General features: G+C 59.1%; 18 protein-coding genes and 2 pseudogenes. 13 read left to right on the forward strand and 7 right to left on the reverse strand.

Features of this window, described 5'->3' with window-relative positions:
* Nucleotides 1–171: 171 nt before the first annotated feature.
* The 4 genes from BPHY_RS40110 to BPHY_RS30595 all read left to right on the forward strand — a co-directional run bounded on the left by BPHY_RS40110 (nucleotide 172) and on the right by BPHY_RS30595 (nucleotide 3,515).
* Nucleotides 172–717 carry a hypothetical protein gene (locus BPHY_RS40110; protein WP_157686868.1) on the forward strand — a complete coding sequence of 182 codons (546 nt, stop codon included), beginning with the start codon at nucleotides 172–174 and terminating at the stop codon, nucleotides 715–717.
* Nucleotides 718–783: 66 nt separating this feature from the next.
* Nucleotides 784–1,446, forward strand: a complete 663-nt coding sequence (locus BPHY_RS30590) for a hypothetical protein (protein ID WP_012405346.1) — start codon at nucleotides 784–786, stop codon at nucleotides 1,444–1,446.
* 126 nt (nucleotides 1,447–1,572) lie between these two features.
* Nucleotides 1,573–2,238 carry a hypothetical protein gene (locus tag BPHY_RS40115; protein WP_012405347.1) on the forward strand — a complete coding sequence of 222 codons (666 nt, stop codon included), beginning with the start codon at nucleotides 1,573–1,575 and terminating at the stop codon, nucleotides 2,236–2,238.
* 170 nt (nucleotides 2,239–2,408) lie between these two features.
* Entirely contained in the window at nucleotides 2,409–3,515 is a 1,107-nt protein-coding gene (locus BPHY_RS30595; protein ID WP_012405348.1) for an IS5-like element ISBph2 family transposase, read from the forward strand.
* 155 nt (nucleotides 3,516–3,670) lie between these two features.
* Here the strand turns inward: BPHY_RS30595 and BPHY_RS41485 are convergent.
* A protein-coding gene (locus tag BPHY_RS41485) for an IS5 family transposase (RefSeq protein ID WP_095211895.1) occupies nucleotides 3,671–4,428 on the reverse strand; the annotation gives its coding sequence in 2 pieces (ribosomal slippage) (nucleotides 3,671–4,113 and nucleotides 4,113–4,428; 759 coding nt in all).
* 53 nt (nucleotides 4,429–4,481) lie between these two features.
* Here BPHY_RS41485 and BPHY_RS40120 point away from each other — a divergent pair.
* The 3 genes and pseudogenes from BPHY_RS40120 to BPHY_RS41295 form a co-directional block, all read left to right on the forward strand.
* Nucleotides 4,482–4,841 carry a hypothetical protein gene (locus BPHY_RS40120; protein WP_012405351.1) on the forward strand — a complete coding sequence of 120 codons (360 nt, stop codon included), beginning with the start codon at nucleotides 4,482–4,484 and terminating at the stop codon, nucleotides 4,839–4,841.
* Between the two features lie 115 nt (nucleotides 4,842–4,956).
* Complete coding sequence (locus BPHY_RS40125; RefSeq protein ID WP_012405352.1) at nucleotides 4,957–5,241, forward strand: PAAR domain-containing protein; 285 nt, start codon at nucleotides 4,957–4,959, stop codon at nucleotides 5,239–5,241.
* A 30-nt stretch (nucleotides 5,242–5,271) separates the two neighbouring features.
* Nucleotides 5,272–6,111: pseudogene (locus BPHY_RS41295) on the forward strand (IS3 family transposase); the annotation flags it as partial.
* On the opposite strand, the pseudogene BPHY_RS42085 reads toward BPHY_RS41295, so the two are convergent.
* Nucleotides 6,110–6,199, reverse strand: a pseudogene (locus tag BPHY_RS42085) (integrase core domain-containing protein); the annotation flags it as partial. The pseudogenes BPHY_RS41295 and BPHY_RS42085 sit on opposite strands and share 2 nt — an antisense overlap.
* Here BPHY_RS42085 and BPHY_RS30635 point away from each other — a divergent pair.
* The gene (locus BPHY_RS30635) at nucleotides 6,185–6,841 is read left to right on the forward strand and encodes a DUF2169 domain-containing protein (RefSeq protein WP_083775927.1); all 657 of its coding nucleotides are present in this window, start codon (nucleotides 6,185–6,187) and stop codon (nucleotides 6,839–6,841) included. The pseudogene BPHY_RS42085 and the gene BPHY_RS30635 overlap by 15 nt on opposite strands.
* 771 nt (nucleotides 6,842–7,612) lie before the next feature.
* Here BPHY_RS30635 and BPHY_RS30640 read toward each other — a convergent pair.
* The 5 genes from BPHY_RS30640 to BPHY_RS30655 all read right to left on the reverse strand — a co-directional run bounded on the left by BPHY_RS30640 (nucleotide 7,613) and on the right by BPHY_RS30655 (nucleotide 12,187).
* Nucleotides 7,613–8,305: a hypothetical protein gene (locus BPHY_RS30640; protein ID WP_012405355.1), complete on the reverse strand. Its 693-nt coding sequence runs from the start codon at nucleotides 8,303–8,305 to the stop codon at nucleotides 7,613–7,615.
* Entirely contained in the window at nucleotides 8,305–8,787 is a 483-nt protein-coding gene (locus BPHY_RS30645) for a glycoside hydrolase family 108 protein (RefSeq protein ID WP_012405356.1), read from the reverse strand. The genes BPHY_RS30640 and BPHY_RS30645 overlap by 1 nt, the downstream gene beginning before the upstream one ends.
* A gap of 82 nt (nucleotides 8,788–8,869) precedes the next feature.
* Entirely contained in the window at nucleotides 8,870–10,303 is a 1,434-nt protein-coding gene (locus tag BPHY_RS30650; protein WP_012405357.1) for a tetratricopeptide repeat protein, read from the reverse strand.
* 700 nt (nucleotides 10,304–11,003) lie between these two features.
* Nucleotides 11,004–11,249, reverse strand: a complete 246-nt coding sequence (locus BPHY_RS40140; protein ID WP_407671300.1) for a hypothetical protein — start codon at nucleotides 11,247–11,249, stop codon at nucleotides 11,004–11,006.
* Between the two features lie 50 nt (nucleotides 11,250–11,299).
* On the reverse strand, nucleotides 11,300–12,187 hold the full coding sequence (locus BPHY_RS30655) for an SDR family oxidoreductase (RefSeq protein ID WP_012405359.1): 888 nt from the start codon (nucleotides 12,185–12,187) through the stop codon (nucleotides 11,300–11,302).
* A gap of 106 nt (nucleotides 12,188–12,293) precedes the next feature.
* On the opposite strand from BPHY_RS30655, the gene BPHY_RS30660 reads away from it, so the two are divergent.
* The 5 genes from BPHY_RS30660 (at nucleotide 12,294) to BPHY_RS30680 (ending at nucleotide 21,597) form a co-directional block, all read left to right on the forward strand.
* Nucleotides 12,294–13,148 (forward strand): helix-turn-helix transcriptional regulator, encoded by an 855-nt coding sequence (locus tag BPHY_RS30660; RefSeq protein WP_012405360.1) that lies wholly within the window; start codon nucleotides 12,294–12,296, stop codon nucleotides 13,146–13,148.
* 1,010 nt (nucleotides 13,149–14,158) lie between these two features.
* Entirely contained in the window at nucleotides 14,159–16,303 is a 2,145-nt protein-coding gene (locus BPHY_RS30665) for a hydantoinase/oxoprolinase family protein (RefSeq protein ID WP_012405361.1), read from the forward strand.
* A gap of 19 nt (nucleotides 16,304–16,322) precedes the next feature.
* A complete protein-coding gene (locus BPHY_RS30670; RefSeq protein WP_012405362.1) occupies nucleotides 16,323–18,647 on the forward strand; it encodes a hydantoinase B/oxoprolinase family protein in 2,325 nt (774 codons plus the stop codon).
* 38 nt (nucleotides 18,648–18,685) lie between these two features.
* Complete coding sequence (locus tag BPHY_RS30675) at nucleotides 18,686–19,204, forward strand: acetone carboxylase subunit gamma (RefSeq protein ID WP_012405363.1); 519 nt, start codon at nucleotides 18,686–18,688, stop codon at nucleotides 19,202–19,204.
* Between the two features lie 323 nt (nucleotides 19,205–19,527).
* Nucleotides 19,528–21,597, forward strand: coding sequence for a sigma-54-dependent Fis family transcriptional regulator (locus tag BPHY_RS30680; RefSeq protein ID WP_012405364.1), 2,070 nt, complete (start codon nucleotides 19,528–19,530; stop codon nucleotides 21,595–21,597).
* The last annotated feature ends 86 nt before the right edge of the window (nucleotides 21,598–21,683 follow it).

Below are 21,683 nucleotides of genomic sequence, written 5' to 3' on the forward strand. Positions count from 1 at the left end.
CTTTCACGTTGGCCTTCCCGGAAAACCGGGTACCGAGGAGAGTTTAATATGCGTTCGAGTTCATGCTTCCGGTTCGTATTCCAATGCTTTCTGCTGGTAGCGATATCTCTTGCGTCGCTCTGGGCTATCGCCGGAGATAGTTCGCCAGTCAAAAGTGGAACCAAGGAGTTGGTGACCTCCGTCCTCCAAAACCAGATTGATGGATTTTCCGACGGAAAAATGGCGGTGACGAAAGAATGCCACGTGCACTACGCAGATCAAAAAATACCACAATCGATATCGAGCAGATTCACCTTAAATTCAATTTGCTTTGATATAGATATCGATCAACAAAAGGAAGCTATTTCAAATCGATACGGCGGCTCCTATAACGAAAGCACTAAAAAATGGACTGCGTATTACGTTGACGACCGCGATAAGAGGCTGCTCGCGCCGGTAACGCATATCTATCCCATCAACAATGGCAACAATAGTGGGTTTGCTCGGACGACTGATGAGGTGATTGGCGATCCAGATCAACGGGTTCGCTTCTTTTCCTATTGCCTCTTTCACGGTTCAGACGCCCTTTGCGGTGACGGGCAGGTGCTAAAACTCCGTGATCCCAAGGTCACCCTATTGCCATATGCGCTGGGTTTCCTGCGTAGCGTGGATTTCGTAGATCCGGCCGCCGTACTACCAGCTGGTCCCGCCAATCCAGCGTCCGCAACGGATCAGTGAAATCAGTGAGTTCGTGCTGGCTGAGTACAAGTTTCCAGGAAGGGCGTCAGCGAAGAAGATCCTAATATGTACAAGCAAATCTGCGCAACCATGCTTTTATCCTGCCTCATATGTCCACCCTCATTTGCTTCTACTACGGCAACGGAGAAGCCAGCAACTGCGGGGGCAAAGCTTGCGGTGAACATGGGCGAAGGCTGCGCAATAAGCGTGGCCGACCTATTTGCTGGCCATCTGGCCAGCGGGATGGCGATGAATGCTTCCTACTGGACTGACAGGCCTCCAGTTAAGACCACTATTGGTGACTTCGCTGTCAACTTTGTTTGCTCACACGCGACAGAGACATCGAAAGAGCAAGTTGCCAACCAGCATGGCGCCACCTACGACAACAGCGCCAACAGGTGGACCTTGTATTTTGAGAGTGCAAGGGATAGGCATATGCTTTCGCCTGTAACCCATATCCACATCATCAAGGCGCTCAACAGCAGCGGCTTCTATACAACCCAGGATGATGTGGATGGCGATCCAAAGCAGCGCGTTCGTTTTTTCTCCTACTGCCTCTTTCATGATTCCCTAGCCATATGTGGAAGCGGACAGGTCATGAGGCTCTCCGAGCCGAAGGGTAATCTCTTGCCATATGTACTGGACATCTTGCGTACCGTCGAGTTCGTAGATCCTGCCACTGTCAAACCGGCCAGTCTTGACGATGCCGCTTCTGCGACAACTCAATGACATCGGTCAGTTGCGTAAGTATGCATCTGCGCCCACTACTCTCCCGAGTGCCATTGGCCCACTGGACGTGTAAGGCTCTTTCACGTTTAACCCTCCCGGAAAACCGGGTACCGGGGAGAGTATGAGATGGTCTTCAAATTTCTATTAACTTTTCTCTTTGGCGTCGCTTCTGTCGGTGCTTTAGCGGATGAATCTGCGTTGGCGACTGCCGGGCATGGATTTCCGGAACTCGTTACTGTACAGTCGTGCCAATTTCGGATCACCGATAAATATCACGGATCGATCTTGACGCCACGAGCGGAAAATGACTTCAAATTTGCCGGCTATAGTACAACTATCACCACCGATGGAAAATCGCGAGACTTCGGATTTTCCATTGGCTGCGATAGCGATATCGCAAGTACCGATGCTGTGGCAAATCAGCATGATGGGAGTTACGACGCTAAAACAAAAAAATGGGTCGCCCACTACGACGATGCAAGTGACAGGCAGTTACTTTCGCGAGTGACGCATGTATATCCATTGAAAACCGTCAACGGCAGCGGGTTTGCGCGGACAACCGATGAAATTACTGGAGATCCGAATCAACGGATTCGCTTCTTCTCGTATTGCATCTTTCATGGCGCGAAAGCCTTGTGCGGCGATGGCAAAGACATGAAGCTATCGGACCCAAAGGGTAATCTACTGCCTTACGAGTTGGATGTTCTGCGTACAGTCGAATTCATAGATCCGGACACTGCGAAACCTGCCGGCCCCGCCAATGCGGTTTCCGACGCATCCGCAACTCCGTGACATGCAGTGACGCACCGCGACCAGCACAAGCCATGAAAAAGTCTATCGTAAATGGAATCTGGCTGTTAGCATGTGTTCTAGCAGGCTGTTGAAATACCTCCAGCGCACGTCATCCGCGCGGGAGGGGTAAACGTTGAAATGAAGGATCGAACAACACTGAGACGGAAGCGATGCGCGGAGCGGACGGCTATACAGAATCGATGTTCACGATGTCCAGGCTCGATGACTTCGTTCCGGCCAATCACCCGTTGCGACCGATTCGGCTGTGGTTGAACGAAGCGCTCACTCGCATGGATTCGGTCTTTTCGCGCATGTACGAGAGCGACGCGAAGGGCGGACGCCCAAGTATCGCGCCGGAGAAGCTGATTCGCGCACTGCTGTTGCAAGTGCTGTATTCGATTCGCAGCGAACGCATGCTGATGGAGCAAATCTCCTACAACATGCTGTTCCGCTGGTTCGTCGGACTGGCGATGGACGATGTTGTTTGGGACCACTCCACCTTCAGTAAGAACCGCGACCGACTGATGGCTCATGATGTCATGGTCAGTCTGTTCAATGAGACGGTCGAGACAGCACGCGTGCGTGGCCACCTGTCGGGCGAGCATTTCAGCGTCGACGGCACACTCATTCAGGCTTGGGCCGGACACAAGAGCTTTGTACCGAAGGTGAAGTCGGATGACGACTCGCCGCCTGACGGCGGTGCCGGCTCTCACGAGAACTGGCATGGCGAGAAGCGTAGCAACGACACGCATGAGTCCAGCACGGACAGTCAGGCCCGGCTGTTTCGCAAGAGTCGTGGCACGGGCGCGATGCTTTGCTACATGGGGCACGTGCTGACTGATAACCGACACGGCCTCGTGGTGAACGCACAGGTGACGCAGGCTAATGGCACAGCCGAGCGGGACACAGCAGCCGAAATGCTTGCGGACGCCGCGCAGTTTGCCGATACGTCGATTACGGTAGGTGCAGACAAGAACTACGACACGGCCGGCTTCGTGGCGACGTGCCGCGCACACGGCGTGACGCCACATGTTGCGCAAAACAATGGCCGCGCGGGTGGCTCCGCCATCGACGGACGCACAACGCGCTGGGCCGGCTATGCGGTCAGTCAGCGCAAGCGCAAATGCATTGAGCAGGTCTTTGGCTGGAGCAAGACGGTTGGAAGAATTCGGCAGGCGATGTTTCGGGGCCTGCAACGAGTTGACCAGATCTTCCTGTTGACTCAGGCGGCCTACAACCTGACTCGCATGCGCACGCTCGCCGCGAAAGCGGCATAGGAGCGACAGGCAGCGAGGGAATGGCATTGCATCCACTTGAATGAAAGGCTTCGAGCATTAAACCGACATCAATCAAATCGGCGCAGCGACTCAATGAAACGAAGTGCTCAAAGCCGGCAAGGTGTTTTTCAACAGCCTGCTAGGGTCTGTTCACACTATTTGAGCCCATCGACAATGAGGGCGAAATTGATGAAGGCAAGGAACATCACGTCCAGCTTGTCGAAGCGGGAAAAGATGCGGCGAAAGCCTTTGAGGCGGCGAAACAGGCGTTCCACTTCGTTTCTGCGCTTGTACATTTCGCGATCGTATTCCCACGGTTCAAGCCGGTTGCTTTTCGGCGGAACAACTGGAATGAAACCCAGGTCGAGCGCGAGTTGTCGCGTCTCATCGCCTTCATACGCCTTGTCCATCAGCAGATGCAGTGGCCTATTGGGCGAGCCAAGGCTTTGCAATAGGGCTCGCCCCTCTGGCGCATCACCCGCCTGACCAGGAGACAGGGCGAACGTTATGGCTGTTCGAGCATCCGCGGCAACCATATGAATCTTGGTGGTCCATCCACCTCGGGATTTTCCGATTGCTTGAGGTCCGTTTTTTTTAATGCACCGGTGCCGTCAGGATGAACCTTTACCATTGTGCTATCCAGCGAGACTGCCTCGATCCTGATGCGAACGATCTGCTCACGCTGCAATTCGGTGAAAACACGATCCAGCACGCCATTCCTGGACCAGCGGTTCATTCGCGTGTAGATCGTGTGCCATCGGCCAAAACGCTTGGGCAGTCCCCGCCATTTGCAGCCGTGCTCGGCCACATAAAGAATCGCATTGAGCACCTGCAGGTTTGTCAGGCTGACATTGCCGCGCTGTCGCGGCAGGCAATGCTCAATCCGCTGATATTGGGCTTCAGTGATTTCCATCACCGAAGTATACGATCAAATACGTTTGGAACATCCCCAACGGCGGAACCTGTGTGGACGCGAAAAAGGACAGATGGAGATTGACCGCTTGTTTTTACGACAAGGCTTTCGACAACGCTGCTCATGCAGAAGGATTTCTCCAATACGGCTCACTGTCCCAAGAGAATAAAGAAATGGTTGGGGAAGACCTTCCTGACAATGCACTTGTCTATGTCAGCGGAAACTGGACCTATCCAACCCACAACATCGAAATCGGTGATTTCGATGTTTATGAAGCGGATCGTGCACTGTGTCATGATGCTCCCCCCCCCTTTCGGGGCCGGATCAAGGCGACGATTGCTATTTCTCCGCTGCTCGTTATAAACCAACAGGTTCGAGCTCAACTGCCACTTTTATCTCGACAAGATACTTGAAGTCTGGCGATCAATCCAAGCAAATATTTTGGGTTCGCTAATTTATAAGGTCTATTAAGTTTCTGCCGCAATCACACTAGAAATGTAATTATTTAACTCTCCAACTGAGGTTCTCATGCGTCCAGTTGTTCTAGTAGGTCATCGTCATTCCTGTCCTGTCCACGGTATGGGAACTGTCATTAGTGGCACAGCCGGGGTGACGGTCAGCGGCCGTCAAGTAGCTCGTATTGGTGACACCACCAGTTGCGGTGCGATCATCGCCACTGGTTCCTCTGCTACTTTTGGCGGTAGCGGTGTCGCCCGGAAGGGCGACACAACCAGTCACGGTGGCACGCTAATAGAGGGTGACGACGGTTGGGTCATTGACCTGCCCCAGCAAACAGTGCCAGCCGGAACCTAGTAAAGTTCGTTTTCGGAGAAGGAGACGAACATGAAGACGCGCTTTACGGAAGAGCAAATCATCGGGTATCTGAAGGAAGCCGAGGCTGGCATGCCGGTCAAGGACCTGTGCAGGAAGCACGGATTCAGTGACGCATCGTTCTACACCTGGCGTGCGAAGTTCGGCGGCATGGAGGTATCGGAAGCCCGCCGGCTCAAGGACTTGGAGAGCGAGAACGCGCGGCTCAAGAAGCTACTGGCTGACGCGATGCTCGACATGGAGGCGCTCAAGGTGGTCATGAAGGGAAAGCACTGAGCCCACAAGCCAAGCGCGAAGCAGTGGTGGCGATTCGGGAGACGGTCAATATCTCCGAACGCCGCGCCTGCCGGCTTGTCGGGCTTTCTCGCAGCGTGCTGCATTACGAAGCGAAGCCAGATGTCGAGAATGCGGCGTTGGCGGCGCGCCTGGTCGAACTGGCTCATGAGCGTCGTCGGTTTTGGCTACCGCCGACTACATGCACTGGTAGAGCGCGAAGGCATTCGCGCGAACCATAAGCGCGTGCATCGCCTATATCGTGAGGCGGGATTGGCTGTGCAACGTCGTCGCCGACGCCACGGCGTGATGATTGAACGCGAGCAGTTGAGTTTGCCGAGCGCGCCGAACGAGGTCTGGTCAATCCACTTCGTCATGGATGCACTCTCGAATGGGCGCCGCCTGAAGTGCTTGACCATCGTCGATGACTTCACAAAGGAGTCAGTCGATATCATCGTCGACCATAGCATTTCGGGCTTGTATGTCGCTCGGGCATTGGACCGCGCTGCTCGCTTCCGTGGCTATCCAAAGGCTGTGCGAACGGACCAGGGGCCTGAATTTACGAGCCGGGCACTCGATGTTCGTTGAGGCATTCATCACGAAACTTGCCGTTGAATGACTCGATGTATGCATTCTGCGTCGGCTTGCCGGGCTGAATCAATTTCAGGCGGCCCGACACAAACATCTCGATCAATTCCCGGCGCCGCAGATCGAGCTGGAAGACAAGCCTGTGACGTCTCTGGACATCGCAGGACATCCTTCAGGCGAGATTGACGCACGAAAGATGGCAGAGATCGCCAGCGCCTACCAGTACAAGCCGGCCGGGCTCGGCGTTACCGGGCGGGCATGGGCACCGAGGCTACAGAACGCGAGTACGTACGACGAGGCGTGGCTGAAGAAACTCTGGCCATACCTGCCGAAGGATTTTGATTTTCGGTACTGGAACGGCGCGCCCGCTGACCAGCAGATATCGTGGCCGAGTTCGGATCTCAGACTGGACCTGATGAATCTAGCGGCGCCTGAGCACACGTTTTCCGGGCGCCTCAGCGCGCGTCTGCCAGGGCACCGTGCCGTCTTCGCCCTACGCTACGCGAGCGGGGCCACTATGCCGGTAACAACGCACCTCGATACGGTTCTGATCGACGCCGAGGAAATGCAGGTGATGCTGACATGGCGCGCGGTATTCCCGCGGACACCTGAAGTACGGGTTTGTGAAGCTCGCTTCGAGACCGATCCTGCAGCACCGCAACTGAGGCTCAATCGGGATGGCTTGTCGACGAAACAGGAGGCGGTGTGGCAGACAAATTAATGGCGCGGCAGGACGGTGATTGGACTGCTGTCTATCTGATGCCCGATGTCTGCAAAACCCCGATGGGCGGCAGCACGCCCCCCAGTGCCCTATCCGGTCACTGCGACCCTTGGCAGGCGTTAGCAGTGGCACGGTTGGCGCCCAGTGCTGGCCGAAAGAGAAGAGCAGCACTCTGCGAGTCAATGTCAGGACATACCGGAGGCGCTGCTGCCCGAGTCTTTGAAACGGGCAACCCCTGGCGAATCAATCGTCTCGTCGACGGGAAGATCGCATTGGCGCAGCGTGCTTGATCGTCGTTGCCCAGGTCGGCGCGATTACACCGCCGCCTTTGCGGCGGCGGGGTCATGAGAAGGGCAAGACGTACTGGGTTTAAAGGGACGCGCTCGACGGTCGTCCGGCCGGGGTCAGCGACTGCGCGATCAACGTGAGCCTAGGCGAACTGTTCTCATCCAACCGCGAGGACAACGACTATGCATCAAGTCAATCAGCAATGTCGGGAGCACGGTTGCCCCACTTTCGTCCGCCGGTGCCGACCAGAAGCAAGCAGCAGGATTTTCACAGAAGACGAACAGGACTGCGGCGCTGCAAAAATCCGGAAGCGGCACCGATGATAACTAGAGTTAGCGGCACTGCGTTTATCACCGTTTGATGTAATGTTTGTCGGTGAATTTGAGGCAAACGCCGGGATTCCGGAGGCCAGGTACGCGCGACGCAGCACGCGTCGAGCCGCTGTCTCGTCGCGCGCTGCGTCGGTCCATGAATCAAGCGCCGTCAGCTGCCCGAGAAAACCGGGCCCTGTCCACCCGGTGTGAATTGCTGGAATGCCTCGCTGTGCGACGGAGCCGGCGCCGCTTGTGGCCGCGCCGCTGAAGCCGGTGCGGGCTCGCGTAGCGTAAGTGCGCTGTCCGCGGTGATCGGCACGCTGGGCTTGGCGAGCAGTTCGGTCTTTCGCATCGATCCCACTGATGTGCCGAAGTAGTAGCCGATGATGCTGATCCACGCCGTACCCAAAGCTCCGACGACGACGTTGACGAGATCCTTGTTCGTGCCCGGCATCGGCTGGAAGGCCATCAGCAGCAGAATGCCGAAGAAGCCGGCGGTGACCGCCATCGCAAGGACCTTGGGTACCCAGTCCTTGTTGCTGATTCCCATTGCGCGCGCGTCGGCACGATCGGCGGCCTGGATGCGCGCCATATCGCTTTCATGCGCGAGGCTCGCCTGGGCGGCAGTGACCATCAACTGTTGCAGTTGCAACGCGTTTGCGTTCTCGGCTTGCCGGACCTTCTCGAGTGCGCTGGGATCGTTCAACGCGAGTTCCACGACGCCGGGGTCGCTCGGCGTGCCGAGCGCATGCGAAATGATTGCGGCGGCGGCGGTCACGCCCACTCCGATCGGACCACCCACGAGGCCGGCGAGAAGCGGTGCGCTGCTGCCGATGTTCGACGCTACTTTAGACCAGTCCATTATGCTGCTCCCAGGAGAAGATTAGCGGCCATTCTTTCGGTCCATCCACGGCTGAAATTGGGCCATGCATGCAGGTTGCGCAGGTAACGCAAGCGATAAGCGGCGAAGCGCATGACAAACTTCAGCGGGTCCGCGCTTTTGACTGCATCGAGTGTGTCCGGGCCGAACTTGCCGTCTTCCTTCGCACCGGAAGCTTTTTGCATCCACAACACCACCAGGCCGCCGTTGTAATTGGCGTCGAAGATCTGGAAGGCAACGCGCGGGTCGAGTTCGTCGAGATGCAGCGGGTCCCAGTACTTCTGTTTGGCGATCTGTTTAGCGGTATCGAGCGGCAGGTCTTTCATGGCGCCGGCATAGCCCGCACTGCGTGCCACACGCGCCGTGACTCCCCACATCGTTTCACCGCCAGGGTCATGCGGATTGAAGGAGTAACCGCCCTCACTGCCAATCAGAGCCCTGAACGCATCTTCGAAACCGTCCATCGTACATCTCCTCTTCAACCAGGTGTGTTACTGCAACGGGTAGGTACTGCGGGACTAAGCCATCTCCATGGCTGGGTATTCGTTACGCGGTTTGCAACGCAAGCGCGGCGGGCGGAATCGCCACAGGCCTGACTCCGTCATTGGGCTTCGACGCGTCTGGGCGATTGCCTTCCTGCGCCGCTCTGGCAAGCCGCGCCAGATGACTTTCGCGCACCGACAAAGTCCCCGCGTCGAGTTGCAACGCTTGAGCGTATTTGCGCGATGCGCCGGACAGATCGCCTTTGCGATCCAGTGCCCGGCCCCATTCCGCGTAGGAGGGCGCTAGATCTGGGCGCAGTGCGACGGCGCGCGAGAGTTTTTCGATGGCTTCGTCGTAGCGGCCGACAGTGACTAGTGCTTCGCCCCAATCGTGCAGGTTGTCGACAAAGTCTGACTTCATTCTGTCTGCCTGCTTGAACGCATCTAGTGCTTCGGAATAGCGACGCGCATGCAACAGCACGTCGCCGAGAAGACGCAAATTTTCCGCTGTCTTCGATTTCTCGCTCGCGCCGGCTCGCAAGGCGTCGAGTGCGTCGTCGATGCGATGCTGCTGTTCGAGTGCAATGCCAAGGCTTGCGTGCAGCACTGCTGAATGCTGGTACACGGTCAGCGCTTCGCGTGTCTGCTGCTCAGCCTCTTTGGACAGCCCCTGATCGGCAAGCAGCCACGCTTTGCCGGCGAGCGCCCATTCGCCTTGCTCGGAGGCGGGCAGTGCGAGCACTTCGTCGTAGATCGCGACGATCTCGCCGTAGTCGCATTGCGCGAGCGAACACTTGGTTTTCTGCACTTGCGAGTAGAGATGACTGGCGAGAATATTCGGCTCCGCAAGACGCATGGCTTTGACTGCAATGTCGTGCACGAACTTCTCCAGATCGCGTCCTTCGAACCACACCGTGCTTTCGCGGGAATTAAACGGACCGCCTTCAATCTGCACATGCGCCACGTAAGAATCCGCGCGGTCGTTGACCTTTGTGATGCCGACATGAACGACTACGTCCGTGCGGTTGATGACGCCTTTGATGAAGCGCACGGTAGTTGCATACGACATCTCCTGACCGGGGATCTGAATGTCCGGTTGTGCGTCATTGTCTGTCATCGTGTCGTGCGGAATCGACTCGGCGTCCTGACCGATCGCTCGCATCGAAGACATGATGCGTTCCGCGAGAAAGCTCGACGTATAGCCGCGTTCCACCAGCGACTGCGGCGTTTCCACGGGCGGCACCAGCAATTGCCGCGTGAGTACGCCGCGCACGACAAGGCAGAAAAAACCGATGGTGAGCACCGCGAAAACCCACGGCAAGACATACGGCCACAATTGTTTCGGGCCTCGTCCGATAAAGCCGGCGGCCCGCAATCCGAGCGGCACGAACCCCACCGAGAAGTCGCGCCTTGCCCTATGGCGCTTTGAACGGCCATCCACGCGAAAAGTCCGGCGTCGCCAGTTCACTGCCCGACGTTGGCTCTGCACACTCGACATGACGCACCTCGATTCAACCGATGTTGGTAAGTGCACGACTGGGTATCTATCACGCATCGACCGTGCCATTGTGCACAGCGCCTTATGTGGCGGGCGTGGAGAGGACGGCGCTGCATGCGAGCGCGGAATTGTGTTGCGCGGTGGCCAACGAATGTTGCGCGTGAGTTTGCTGATGGGAGACAGGCAGCGGGAGGAGGCGGGAAGAGGTGTTTTGATTGAACACAGTATCCGTGCTGTCACCCGACGGGACGGATACGGTGTCATGCATGCAACGAAGCCAGGAGCGAATGTTCAACTTGGCGCGCGGCTTCCGTGCCACGCAGTTCAGTTCCCTCCCTTGAACAGTTCTGACCGGCGCGCTGCTTCGCCGCTTTTCCGCGATTGAACGAGTTGCCGGTAGACGCCCGCCCCGCGTGAGTCCTCGTGCTTTTGCCGGACCGCCGGACATCGAAATGGTGGAGGGTTGAACGGTCAGCGATATGCTGGTTTGAAAGATGTCTTCGGCCGGATTAGCGCGATCGAAGTTAGCGATCTTGAGATCGGACGCATCATTGCTTCAAATGGACATGTGTCGGCAGGCCGGCGCTGGCTAGCGGATGTAACTGAACGCCCATAAATTCGATAGGAAAAGGAATCCTAACTGAACATTGCGCAGCAAGAGTGATTGGTTTCACGAAACGGTAGCCGGTAAAAGCCAGGGTTAGTCTCCCCAGCTTTTGCACGCTTGCTGCGGGCAGTGAATAATCTGCAGAGCAGCAGAGCAGCAGAGCAGCAGAGCAGCAGAGCAGCAGAGCAGCAGAGCAGCAGAGCAGCAGAGCAGCAGAGCGACGAGCTGTGCATTGGAGCGCGAAAAATACCCGCTCCAGCACTGCTTCAGATCCATCAATGTCTTCGGGTCGCGATAGCCGTTGCGCTCAGCGGTCGATCCATTCGCAGAGGGTTGCATCACGCCGCAAGGTCCTCGTGCCCGTTTGACAATCTCGCAAAGCGCGCAGCTTAGGCATACTGCGCATGCTCCAGGTCAGACAGAAGCGATGGCCCAGTCGGTTTCCAGCTGAGCCGCGTTTGGGTCAGCGCGCTGGAGGCGGGCATGTCCATTCCGACGAACATACCCATCCAGTCGAAGTGAGCTTGCGCCTCCCCGGCAGGTATGGACACGACGGGCAGGCCGAGGCCTCGTCCGAGCGCTTCTGCAATGTCGCGGCTGCTGACGCCTTCTTCGCCCACCGCGTGATACCGCGCGCCCGGTTCCGCTTTTTCGATAGCGAGCCGGTAGAGCTTCACGACGTCGGATAGATGGCCCGCGGGCCAACGGTTGCGTCCTTCGCCGACATACGCGACAGCGTCTTTTTCGCGAGCGATCGCGATGAGCGGCGTAATCAGCCCCTGCTTGCGCGAGTCGTGCACCTGCGGCAGGCGCAGCACGGACACGTTGACGCCGGCGTCCAGCAGCGCCTGTCCCGCGAGTTCCGAGCCGATGCGCGGATTCGGATGGCTCACGTTAAACACGTCCTCGCGAGCGGGTTCGCCGTGCTCGCCGCTGCCCACGCCCGTGCCCGAGGTGATGAGCAGGGGCCGGTCCGAGCCGCGCAGCGCGGAACCGAGCGCGGCGATCGCGTGTTTGTCCTTCTCGCAGTTTTCCTGGAAGCGTGAGAAGTCGTGGTCGAACGCGAGGTGTATCACCGCGTCGGCGTTCGCGGCGCCACGTCTGAGGCTGTCCACATCTTCGAGCGTGCCATGATGCGGCTGGGCGCCCGCCTGCCGGAGGGCGTATGCACCGGCGTCGGAACGGGTCATGCCGATGACTTCGTGCCCGGCGCGAATCAGCTCAGGGACAAGGGCCGAGCCGATGAATCCCGTCGCACCCGTCAAGAAAATGCGCATTGCTAACTCCCGTCTCCCGTCTGGTGTTGATCTGCGCACTATCTGTCGATTTTTTATTCCGTTAAAGTAGTGACGTTATCATGGTAAAACCAGTAACAGGATGCTCATGCCTGTCAGTCTGCCTGCATCGCTCGGCGATTTTCTGAAGAGCCGCCGCGCCCGGCTCGACCCCGCAAGCTTTGGCTTTTCGGGGCGCCGCCGAACGCCGGGACTGCGCCGCGAAGAAGTGGCTCAACGCGCGAATATCAGCCCCACCTGGTACACATGGCTTGAACAGGGACGCGGAGGGGCACCATCTGCCAGCGTGCTGGAACGCATTGCCAGCGCGCTGATGCTGACGGACGCCGAGCGCGAACATCTTTTCCTGCTCGCGTTGGGCAGGCCGCCCGAAGTGCGATATAGGGCTGTCAGCTACGTCAATCCGCGGTTGCAGCGCTTTCTCGATTCGCTGGCATCCAGTCCTGCCATCGTCAAGAACCCGGTGTGGGACGTAGTCGCGTGGAATCGCGCGGCCACCGTCGTGCTGACCGATTACGGCGCGCTGCCGCCCGACGGGCGCAACCTGTTGCGCTTCCTGTTCACTGATCCGCATGTGCGTGCGAAGCAACACGACTGGCACAGCGTCGCACGCTTTGTGGTGGGCGCGTTCAGAGCCGATGTCGCGCGAGCCGGGCTTGTTTCGGAGGCGGGTGCACTCGTCGAGGAACTCTGCAGCCGCAGTGCCGAATTCGAAGCTCTGTGGCGTGAGAACGGCTTGCACAACCATGCCGATGGCGGCGTGAAACGTCTATCGCATCCCACGCTAGGGCCGATCGAACTCGAGTATTCGGCGTTCTCGGTGGATGGCCGGCCCGACCTGGGCCTGATCGTTTATACGCCTTTGGATGCCGCCACGGCACAGCGTATCAAAGCGCTCGCGGAAAACGCGCCGCAAGCTGCTCAGGGCGCAGAAGCCGCATAAGCCGCTCAGAGCGCTGCCCGGACGCGCGCCGCTGCGTCGTCGGCGTAGACGGACTTGCCCGTCGCCTGCGCAATGCTATTGACTCGGCGCTGCGGCCCGGCTCGGCGCACCGCAGATCGCACTGCATCGGCCCGGTAAATTACGGGGCTTCAACGGGTACGGCCTTCTCGCGCATCTTTGCGACGTCGGCGGCTGAGCAGGTCCGCCGTGGTTGCCCCAATTGCACGGCTTCAAGCGAATTCGGTCGCTAAGCAACGGCCAACCGTCAAACCCGTGGTCTTGAACGGCCGGGGACTTCAACCGTTCTGGGTTCCAGCTTTATCTGCGTCAAGTCTCGCCGCAGTGCCTTCCGTGTTCACGGAAGACCCGGGGAGAGCGCGGGCGGGTGCGACTTAGCGGGTCAAGAATGTCCTTCAGAAGCGTACGCACGAGCCGATACCCGTGCAAGGTAAGTGGCTAAGGCAGTTGGTGCGCGGGTACTTTGCGCATCACGCGGTTCCAGCGAACTCCGCTCGAGACGTTTCGTTACGACGTTGTGCACCTCTGGCGGCGAACGCTGAATCGATGCAGTCGGAAGAACATGGGAACGAATAACGCGATCGCTAATACCTTGCTCCCACGCCTTCGAATCCTTCATCCGTGGACCGACCTTCGCTTTGCCGTCGAACACCCGAGGCAAGAGCCCGGTGCTTGAATCTCGCACGCCGGCATCTGCGCGGCGGTGCGCCGTAATCGGCCTGCCTACGCGATTTGCCTTATGCCGTCCGACATCCGAACGTTCCAGCGATCGAAAACCGGTCATTGACCTTCCTCTGCGGCGTGCAACCCGACGGTCGCCTCCTTCCCGTCAATTTTGTGGGCACCCTTGCTGGATAGGCCTGAGCCTGCACCGAGCCCTCGCATGGCATAGCAGTTGCAAAGTTCGCCGCGAGCCGTCGCATGAGACGTGGCTAGCAAGTTCGGCCAGCTTATTTCGGCTCCCGACAAATCCGACTACTGGAGACAAGCATATGGAAGGGCATTCCCAAGTCCAGGTGCTGGGCATCGATGCAGGCGGGACGATGACCGACACTTTCTTCGTGCGCGACGACGGACGGTTCGTCGTGGGCAAGGCGCAGAGCAATCCTGAGGACGAGTCGCTCGCGATCTTCAATTCATCGCAGGATGCGCTGGCTCACTGGACACGCGATGTCGACGACGTCTATCCCCAACTCGTCACATGCGTCTATTCCGGCACAGCAATGCTAAATCGCGTCGTACAGCGCAAAGGCCTCGACGTCGGCCTTCTGGTGAACAAAGGCTTCGAGCATGTTCACTCCATGGGCCGGGCGATCCAGAGTTACCTCGGCTATGCGCTGGAGGAACGGATTCACCTGAACACGCACCGCTACGACGAGCCGCTCGTGCCTCTGTCGCGCACTCGCGGCGTCACCGAGCGCACCGACGTCCAGGGCGATATCGTCATTCCGCTGCGTGAAGGCGAGGTGCGGCAGGCGACGCGGGAACTCGTCGCATCCGGGTCAAAGGCAATCGTCATCTGTCTGCTTCAATCGCACAAGAACGGAACGAGCGAGCAGCAGGCGCGCGACCTGGTGCGGGACGAACTCAAGGCATTAGGTGTCGATATCCCAGTATTCGCTTCCGTGGACTACTATCCGCAGCGCAAGGAAAGCCACCGGATGAACACGACGGTGCTCGAAGCCTATGCGGCCGAGCCGTCGCGGCAAACCCTGAAGAAGGTCAGCGACCGCTTCCGCAAGCACGGCGCGAAGTTCGACCTGCGCGTCATGGCGACACACGGCGGCACGATCAGCTGGAAAGCGAAGGAACTCGCGCGCACCATCGTGTCGGGTCCGATCGGCGGTGTGATCGGCTCGAAACTGCTCGGCGAAGCGCTCGGCTACGACAACATCGCATGTTCGGATATCGGCGGCACATCGTTCGACATGGCGCTGATCACAAAGGGCAACTTCGCGATCGCATCGGACCCGGACATGGCGCGCCTCGTCCTGTCGCTGCCGCTCGTGACGATGGATTCGGTTGGTGCAGGCGCAGGCAGCTTCGTCCGGCTCGATCCGTACAGCGGTGCAATCAAGCTCGGACCGGACAGTGCGGGGTACCGCGTCGGCACCTGCTGGCCCGACAGTGGACTGACGACAGTCTCGGTGTCCGATTGTCACGTCGTGCTCGGCTATCTGAACCCCGATAACTTCCTCGGCGGACAAATCAAGCTCGACGTGAGCCGGGCTCGCGAGCATATCAAGACTCAGGTTGCTGATCCGCTCGGGCTCTCCGTCGAAGATGCAGCCGCGGGTGTCATCGAACTGCTCGATCTGCAATTGCGCGAGTATCTGCGCTCGAACGTGAGCGCGAAGGGCTATAACCCGACGGAGTTTGTGTGCTTCTCATATGGCGGTGCGGGTCCTGTTCATACATACGGCTACACGGAAGGCCTGGGTTTCAAGGACGTCGTGGTGCCCGCATGGGCCGCCGGCTTCTCGGCATTCGGCTGCGCCTGCGCGGACTTCGAATACCGCTACGACAAGAGTGTCGACCTGGCGCTGCCACAGTCCGCCCCGGACGATGACAAAACCGGCGCTGCGCAAACGATCCAGAAAGCGTGGTCAGAGCTCGCCGCGAAGGTCATCGAGGAATTCCGCATCAACGGGTTTAGCGAAAAGGACGTGATTCTGCGTCCGGGCTTCCGGATGCAGTACATGGGTCAGCTAAACGACCTCGAGATTGAATCGCCGGTTGCTGGCGCATCCAGCGCGCAGGACTGGGACCGTATCGTCGAAGCATTCGAAGATACATATGGGCGTGTCTATGCGAGTGCCGCACGTTCTCCGGAGCTGGGCTTCTCCGTCACTGGCGCAATCATGCGCGGCATGGTGGTCACGCAAAAACCCGTGCTGCCTGAAGACCCCGAAGGCGGTCCGACTCCGCCCCAGGAAGCGCGGGTCGGCACTCGCAAGCTGTATCGGCACAAGCAATGGCACGATGCGCAGTTGTGGAAGATGGAGGCGCTCAAGCCCGGCAACGAGATCACCGGGCCCGCCATCATCGAATCCGATGCAACGACGTTCGTCGTGCCGAAAGGATTTGCTACGACCCTCGACAAGCACCGCCTCTTCCATCTCAGAGAAGTCAAGTAAGTACGCAAGGAGACATGCGATGAACATGATGTCCAGTCAGGAAGTCGGCTTTGCCGATCTGCTGAAGAACGGTCAGACGCTCAAGCAGTTCCGCGATGCAATCATCGCGCGCACGGCGCAGAGCGGGCACTACAACGGCCTCGAACGGCTCGAATTGCGCGAGAGCGATCCCATCCGCTACGAGAAGATGTTTTCGAAGCTGCGCGGCGGACTTGTGCACGCACGCGAAACCGCAAAGAAAATTGCCGCAAGTCCAATTGTCGAACAGGAAGGTGAATTGTGCTTCACGCTGTACAACGCGGCGGGCGACTGCGTGCTCACGTCGACCGGGATTATCATCCACGTCGGCACGATGGGCGCGGCGATCAAATACATGATCGAAAACAATTGGGAGGCCAACCCCGGCATCCATCCCGGTGACATGTTCACCAATAACGACTGCTCGATCGGCAATGTTCACCCGTGCGACATCGCGACGATCGTGCCGATCTTCTCGGGCGGCAAGCTGGTCGGCTGGGTGGGCGGCGTGACTCACGTCATCGACACGGGCGCGGTGACACCGGGCTCGATGTCGACGGGTCAGGTGCAGCGTTTCGGCGACGGCTACATGATCACTTGCCGAAAAACAGGTGTGAACGACACGCCGCTGCGCGACTGGTTGCACGAAAGCCAGCGCTCAGTGCGCACGCCGAAGTACTGGATTCTCGACGAGCGCACGCGTATCGCAGGGTGTCACATGATCCGCGACCTGATCGAAGAAGTGATCGAGGACGAGGGGCTAGACGCTTACGAGAAGTTCAGCTACGAGGTCATTGAGGAAGGGCGTCGAGGCCTGCAGACCCGCATCAAGGCGATGACGCTGCCCGGCAAGTATCGCAAGGTCGCCTTCGTCGACGTGCCGTATAACCATCCCGATGTGCAGACCTCGTCGGCGTTCGCGAAGCTCGATTCGATCATGCACTCGCCGGTGGAAATGGAAATCCGCAAGGACGGCTCATGGCGTCTGGACTTCGACGGCGCGAGCCGCTGGGGCTGGCACTCGTACAACGCGCATCAGGTCGCGTTCACGAGCGGCATCTGGGTGATGATGACGCAGACGCTCGTGCCCACGCAGCGCATCAACGACGGCGCATATTACGGCACGGAATTCCATCTGCCCAAGGGCGCATGGATGAACCCTGACGACCGCCGCACGGGGCACGCGTATGCGTGGCACTTTCTGGTTTCAGGCTGGAGCGCGATGTGGCGCGGCCTGTCGCAGGCGTACTTCAGCCGCGGCTATCTGGAAGAGGTCAACGCGGGGAACGCGAATACGTCGAACTGGCTCCAGGGCGGCGGCATCAACCAGGACGGCGACATTCACGCCGTCAACAGTTTCGAGGCGTCGTCGTGCGGTACGGGTGCTTGCGCGATCAAGGATGGCCTCAACCATGCCGCTGCGATCTGGAATCCCGAAGGGGACATGGGCGACATCGAAATCTGGGAGATGGCCGAACCGCTGCTGTATCTCGGCCGCAATGTGAAGGCGAATTCGGGCGGCTATGGCAAATACCGTGGCGGATGCGGATTCGAAACGCTGCGGATGGTCTGGAAGGCGCAGGACTGGACCATGTTCTTCATGGGCAACGGCTACATGAACAGCGACTGGGGCCTGATGGGCGGCTATCCGCCCGCCACCGGCTACCGTTTCGAGGCACACCGCACAGGATTGAAGGAACGGATCGCGTTGGGCGAAAGTCTGCCGCTCGGCGGAGACACGAATCCCGATTTCCCCGACTACGAGAACCATCTGAATGCGGGATCGGTCGTCAAGCGCGACCAGCAGTGCATGACCACGGAGGATTGCTACAGCAACTACGACCTGTATCTGAACTACCTGCGAGGCGGACCGGGCTTCGGCGACCCGCTTGACCGCGAGACGGAAGCGATCGAGCGCGACCTGAACAATGCGCTGCTGTTGCCTGAGTATGCGCAGAAGGTCTATGGCGCGGTTGCGACGAAGGATACGCATGGTGTGTGGAAAGTCGATGCGAAAGAGACGGCGCTCCTGCGCGTCGAGATACGCAACCAGCGCCTCGCGCGCTCGCAACCCACCCGCGAATGGATGAAGGGCGAACGCGAGCGCATCCTTGTCAAGCACGCGTCGACCCAGGTGAGGCATATGTTCGCGACGAGCTTCGGCCTGTCGAAGAAGTTCGAGCAGCAGTTCCGCGCATTCTGGGAACTGCCTGATTCGTGGACGCTCGTCGAAGATGAACTGGACGTGCCGACGTACGGCTCGAAGTTCCGCATGGACCTTTCGAAGATGCCGGACGTCAATACCGTCGTGCTGGTCGAAGAGTAAGGTCGCACGATCCACCGAAATCATCAGAGAGGCTTGAGATGTCTACTTACACGAAGGAACAGGTCAGGAACATGGTCGAGGGCAAGCTCGACTGGGACACGACGTTGCGCATGCTCTCGATGCCCAAGGACAGCGAGCGTTTCCAGATGTACATCGACGCGCTACAGCAGAAGATGGGCTGGAAGGATCGGATTGTGCTGCCGCTCGCGCCGCATCTGTACATCGTGCAGCAGTCGGCGACGAAGAAGTGGGTGACGCAATGCGACTGCGGTCATGTGTTCTGCGATTACCGCGAGAACTGGAAGCTGCACGCCAACATATTCGTGCGCGAGTCCGAAGAGGCGATGGATGAAGTGTATCCGCGCCTGATGGCGCCCGACACGCAATGGCAGGTGTACCGCGAGTACTATTGTCCGACGTGCGGGACGATGCACGACGTGGAAGCGCCCACGCCGTGGTACCCGGTGATCCATGACTTCGAGCCGGATATCGACGCCTTCTACACGGAGTGGGTGAAGCTGCCCGTTCCCGAGCGCGTCGATCAGTCTGCGGTTTGATACGTCGAGGCCGCCCGCTGTTGGCGGCCTTTTCGGCGCGTCCCAATGCAGGGCGTTCGATTTCCGGCCGTTCGATTTTCGGACGGCCGGATTGTTTTCGGGCGTCCCTTGCAGCGTCGAAGCGGTGGCAATGGGGAGGGCGGTTGGCGCAGGCATTGCTTTTCACAGACTGCCGGGAACTCGACGGCGGCCAGTATCGGAGTACGATTGCACACATGGTGGAACTAGCGGACCGCCATGGCAGGGCATCCTGAAAGACTTAATGAAAAGGCCGATTGCACGGCCTCGCGGTTCGCATCGATGTGAGCCGTCAGGAGACACGCATGCAACAGACAGGTACGCCGATGGACTGGTTTTCCAGTCCGCAGCACGACGCCAGCATCATGGCAGCATGGGAGCATCTGGTAGGCGGAGGCGAATGGCATTCCGCGGACGTGCGCAGTGTGGTCGACGATTCCTGGCAGCGCTGCCTCGTAGGCCATGTCAATCCGGGTGTCGACAGGGCGCCGCCGGCCGTCGCTGAGACCCAGTTGATGCAGTGGCGGGACGCCAATGCCCGGCTTGTCAGCGCGAGCCTCCCACTGATGCAGCAAACGCGCGAATTGCTATCGCAGACGGGCACGGTGATGCTGCTCGCCGATCCGGACGGACTGATCCTTCAACATGAAGGCGACATGCGCATCCTGGAACCGGCGAGCGAAGTCGGACTGGTACCCGGCTGTAACTGGACTGAACTGAACTGCGGCACCAACGCAATAGGGACCGCGCTCACGCTGAAGCAGGCTGTGCAGATCCACGGCGCCGAACATTTTTGCGCCGGCATCAAGCGCTGGACCTGTTCTGCAACGGTGATTCGCGATCCGATGGATGGCCATGTGCTTGGCGTAATCGACGTGTCCGGCCTCGCGGACACATACAGCCGGTACAGCCTTGCGTTGACGGTATCGCTGGCGGGACGGATCGAAAGCCGTCTGGCGAAGGATGCGATGGAGCGGCGCCTCCGTCTGCTTGATCGCTGTGCATCCGGGTTCGGCTCACATGCCTCTGACGCGATGCTCGTTATCGACGACAAAGGTCGGCTCGTCAAGGCGAACCCCCAGGTCGTGCCGACGCTGCGTCGCCTTGGCTTCGATGTGAATCTCGATGCGGGTTTCGTCTTGCCCGGACTGGACACGACAGCCGATCATCCACTGACTGCGAATGCGCCGCCCTGGTTGCACTATGCGAAGGTCGAAACGCTGCGCGAAGGCTCTACGGTGTTGGGTTTCGTGGTCGTGATACCTGGGACGGGCAATGTGCGCGGCGCGATTTCACCATCAGGTGGGCGAGACAAGCTGCGCAGCGTGCACAGCGGGGCCGGCGCGTTCGAGCGCATTATCGGCGACAGCCGCACGTTGCGCGCGGCAGTTGACAAGGCGCGGCAACTTGCACCGTCAAAAGTGCCCGTTCTTCTGCTCGGCGATACCGGCGTCGGCAAGGAGCTCTTCGCGCAAGGCATCCATCAGGCAAGCGAGCGTGCTGAAGGGCCGTTTGTCGCGCTCAACTGCGGCGGATTGTCGAGAGACTTGCTGGCGAGCGAACTGTTCGGTTACGCGGAAGGGGCCTTTACGGGCGCGCGCAAGTCGGGGGCGGCCGGTAAGATCGAGGCGGCCGATGGCGGCACGCTTTTCCTCGATGAGATCGGCGAAATGCCACTCGATATCCAGCCGCATCTGCTGCGTGTTCTCCAGGAAAACGAGATTTACCGGCTTGGGGAAAATACACCACGCAAAGTGAATTTCCGGCTCGTCGCCGCCACTCACCGCGACCTCAAAGATGCGATTGCCAAAGGCTCGTTCCGAATGGACCTGTTCTACCGGATTGCGGTGACGACGGTGTCGATACCGAGTCTGCGCGAGCGTGGCGAGGATCTGCCGACGCTCATCTCGTACTGGCTCGGATACCTTTGCGATTGCTACGGGTTGACGCCCAGGTCATTTGACGCGGAAGCGTACGCGTGTATGTTGAAATACGAGTGGCCGGGAAATGTGCGCGAGCTGCGCAATGCGATCGAGGGCGCCTTGCTGCTAGCAGAAGGCACCACCATTACCGTAGAGAAGTTGCCTGTCGAGGTCGCAGCCGCCGCTGCGACAGCGGTCCACCTCGCGCAAGGGGAGATGACCGAACCGGTCATGGCAACGGGCGATTCGCTCAAGACCGCGGAAGCCGAATACATTCGTCGCGCCCTGGCCCGCTGCGGGGGGAACCTGACGCAAGCGGCTGCTCAACTGGGCATCGCCAAGAGCACGCTTTACGAAAAGCTCCGCCGGTACGACCTCATTGCTGCGGTGAGCGATGTGCGCAGGCGCGAGGCGCGAGGGGCGCTTAGGGCCGAGGCGGGGCGCTCCGGATAAACTGTCAGGGTTGACCGGCCCGTTGGCGTTGGAATGGAACTGCCGCCGCGGCTCGTACGAGCAATTGGCGGCCGTTACGATGCCCT

The organism is Paraburkholderia phymatum STM815, assembly GCF_000020045.1.
Taxonomy (GTDB): domain Bacteria; phylum Pseudomonadota; class Gammaproteobacteria; order Burkholderiales; family Burkholderiaceae; genus Paraburkholderia; species Paraburkholderia phymatum.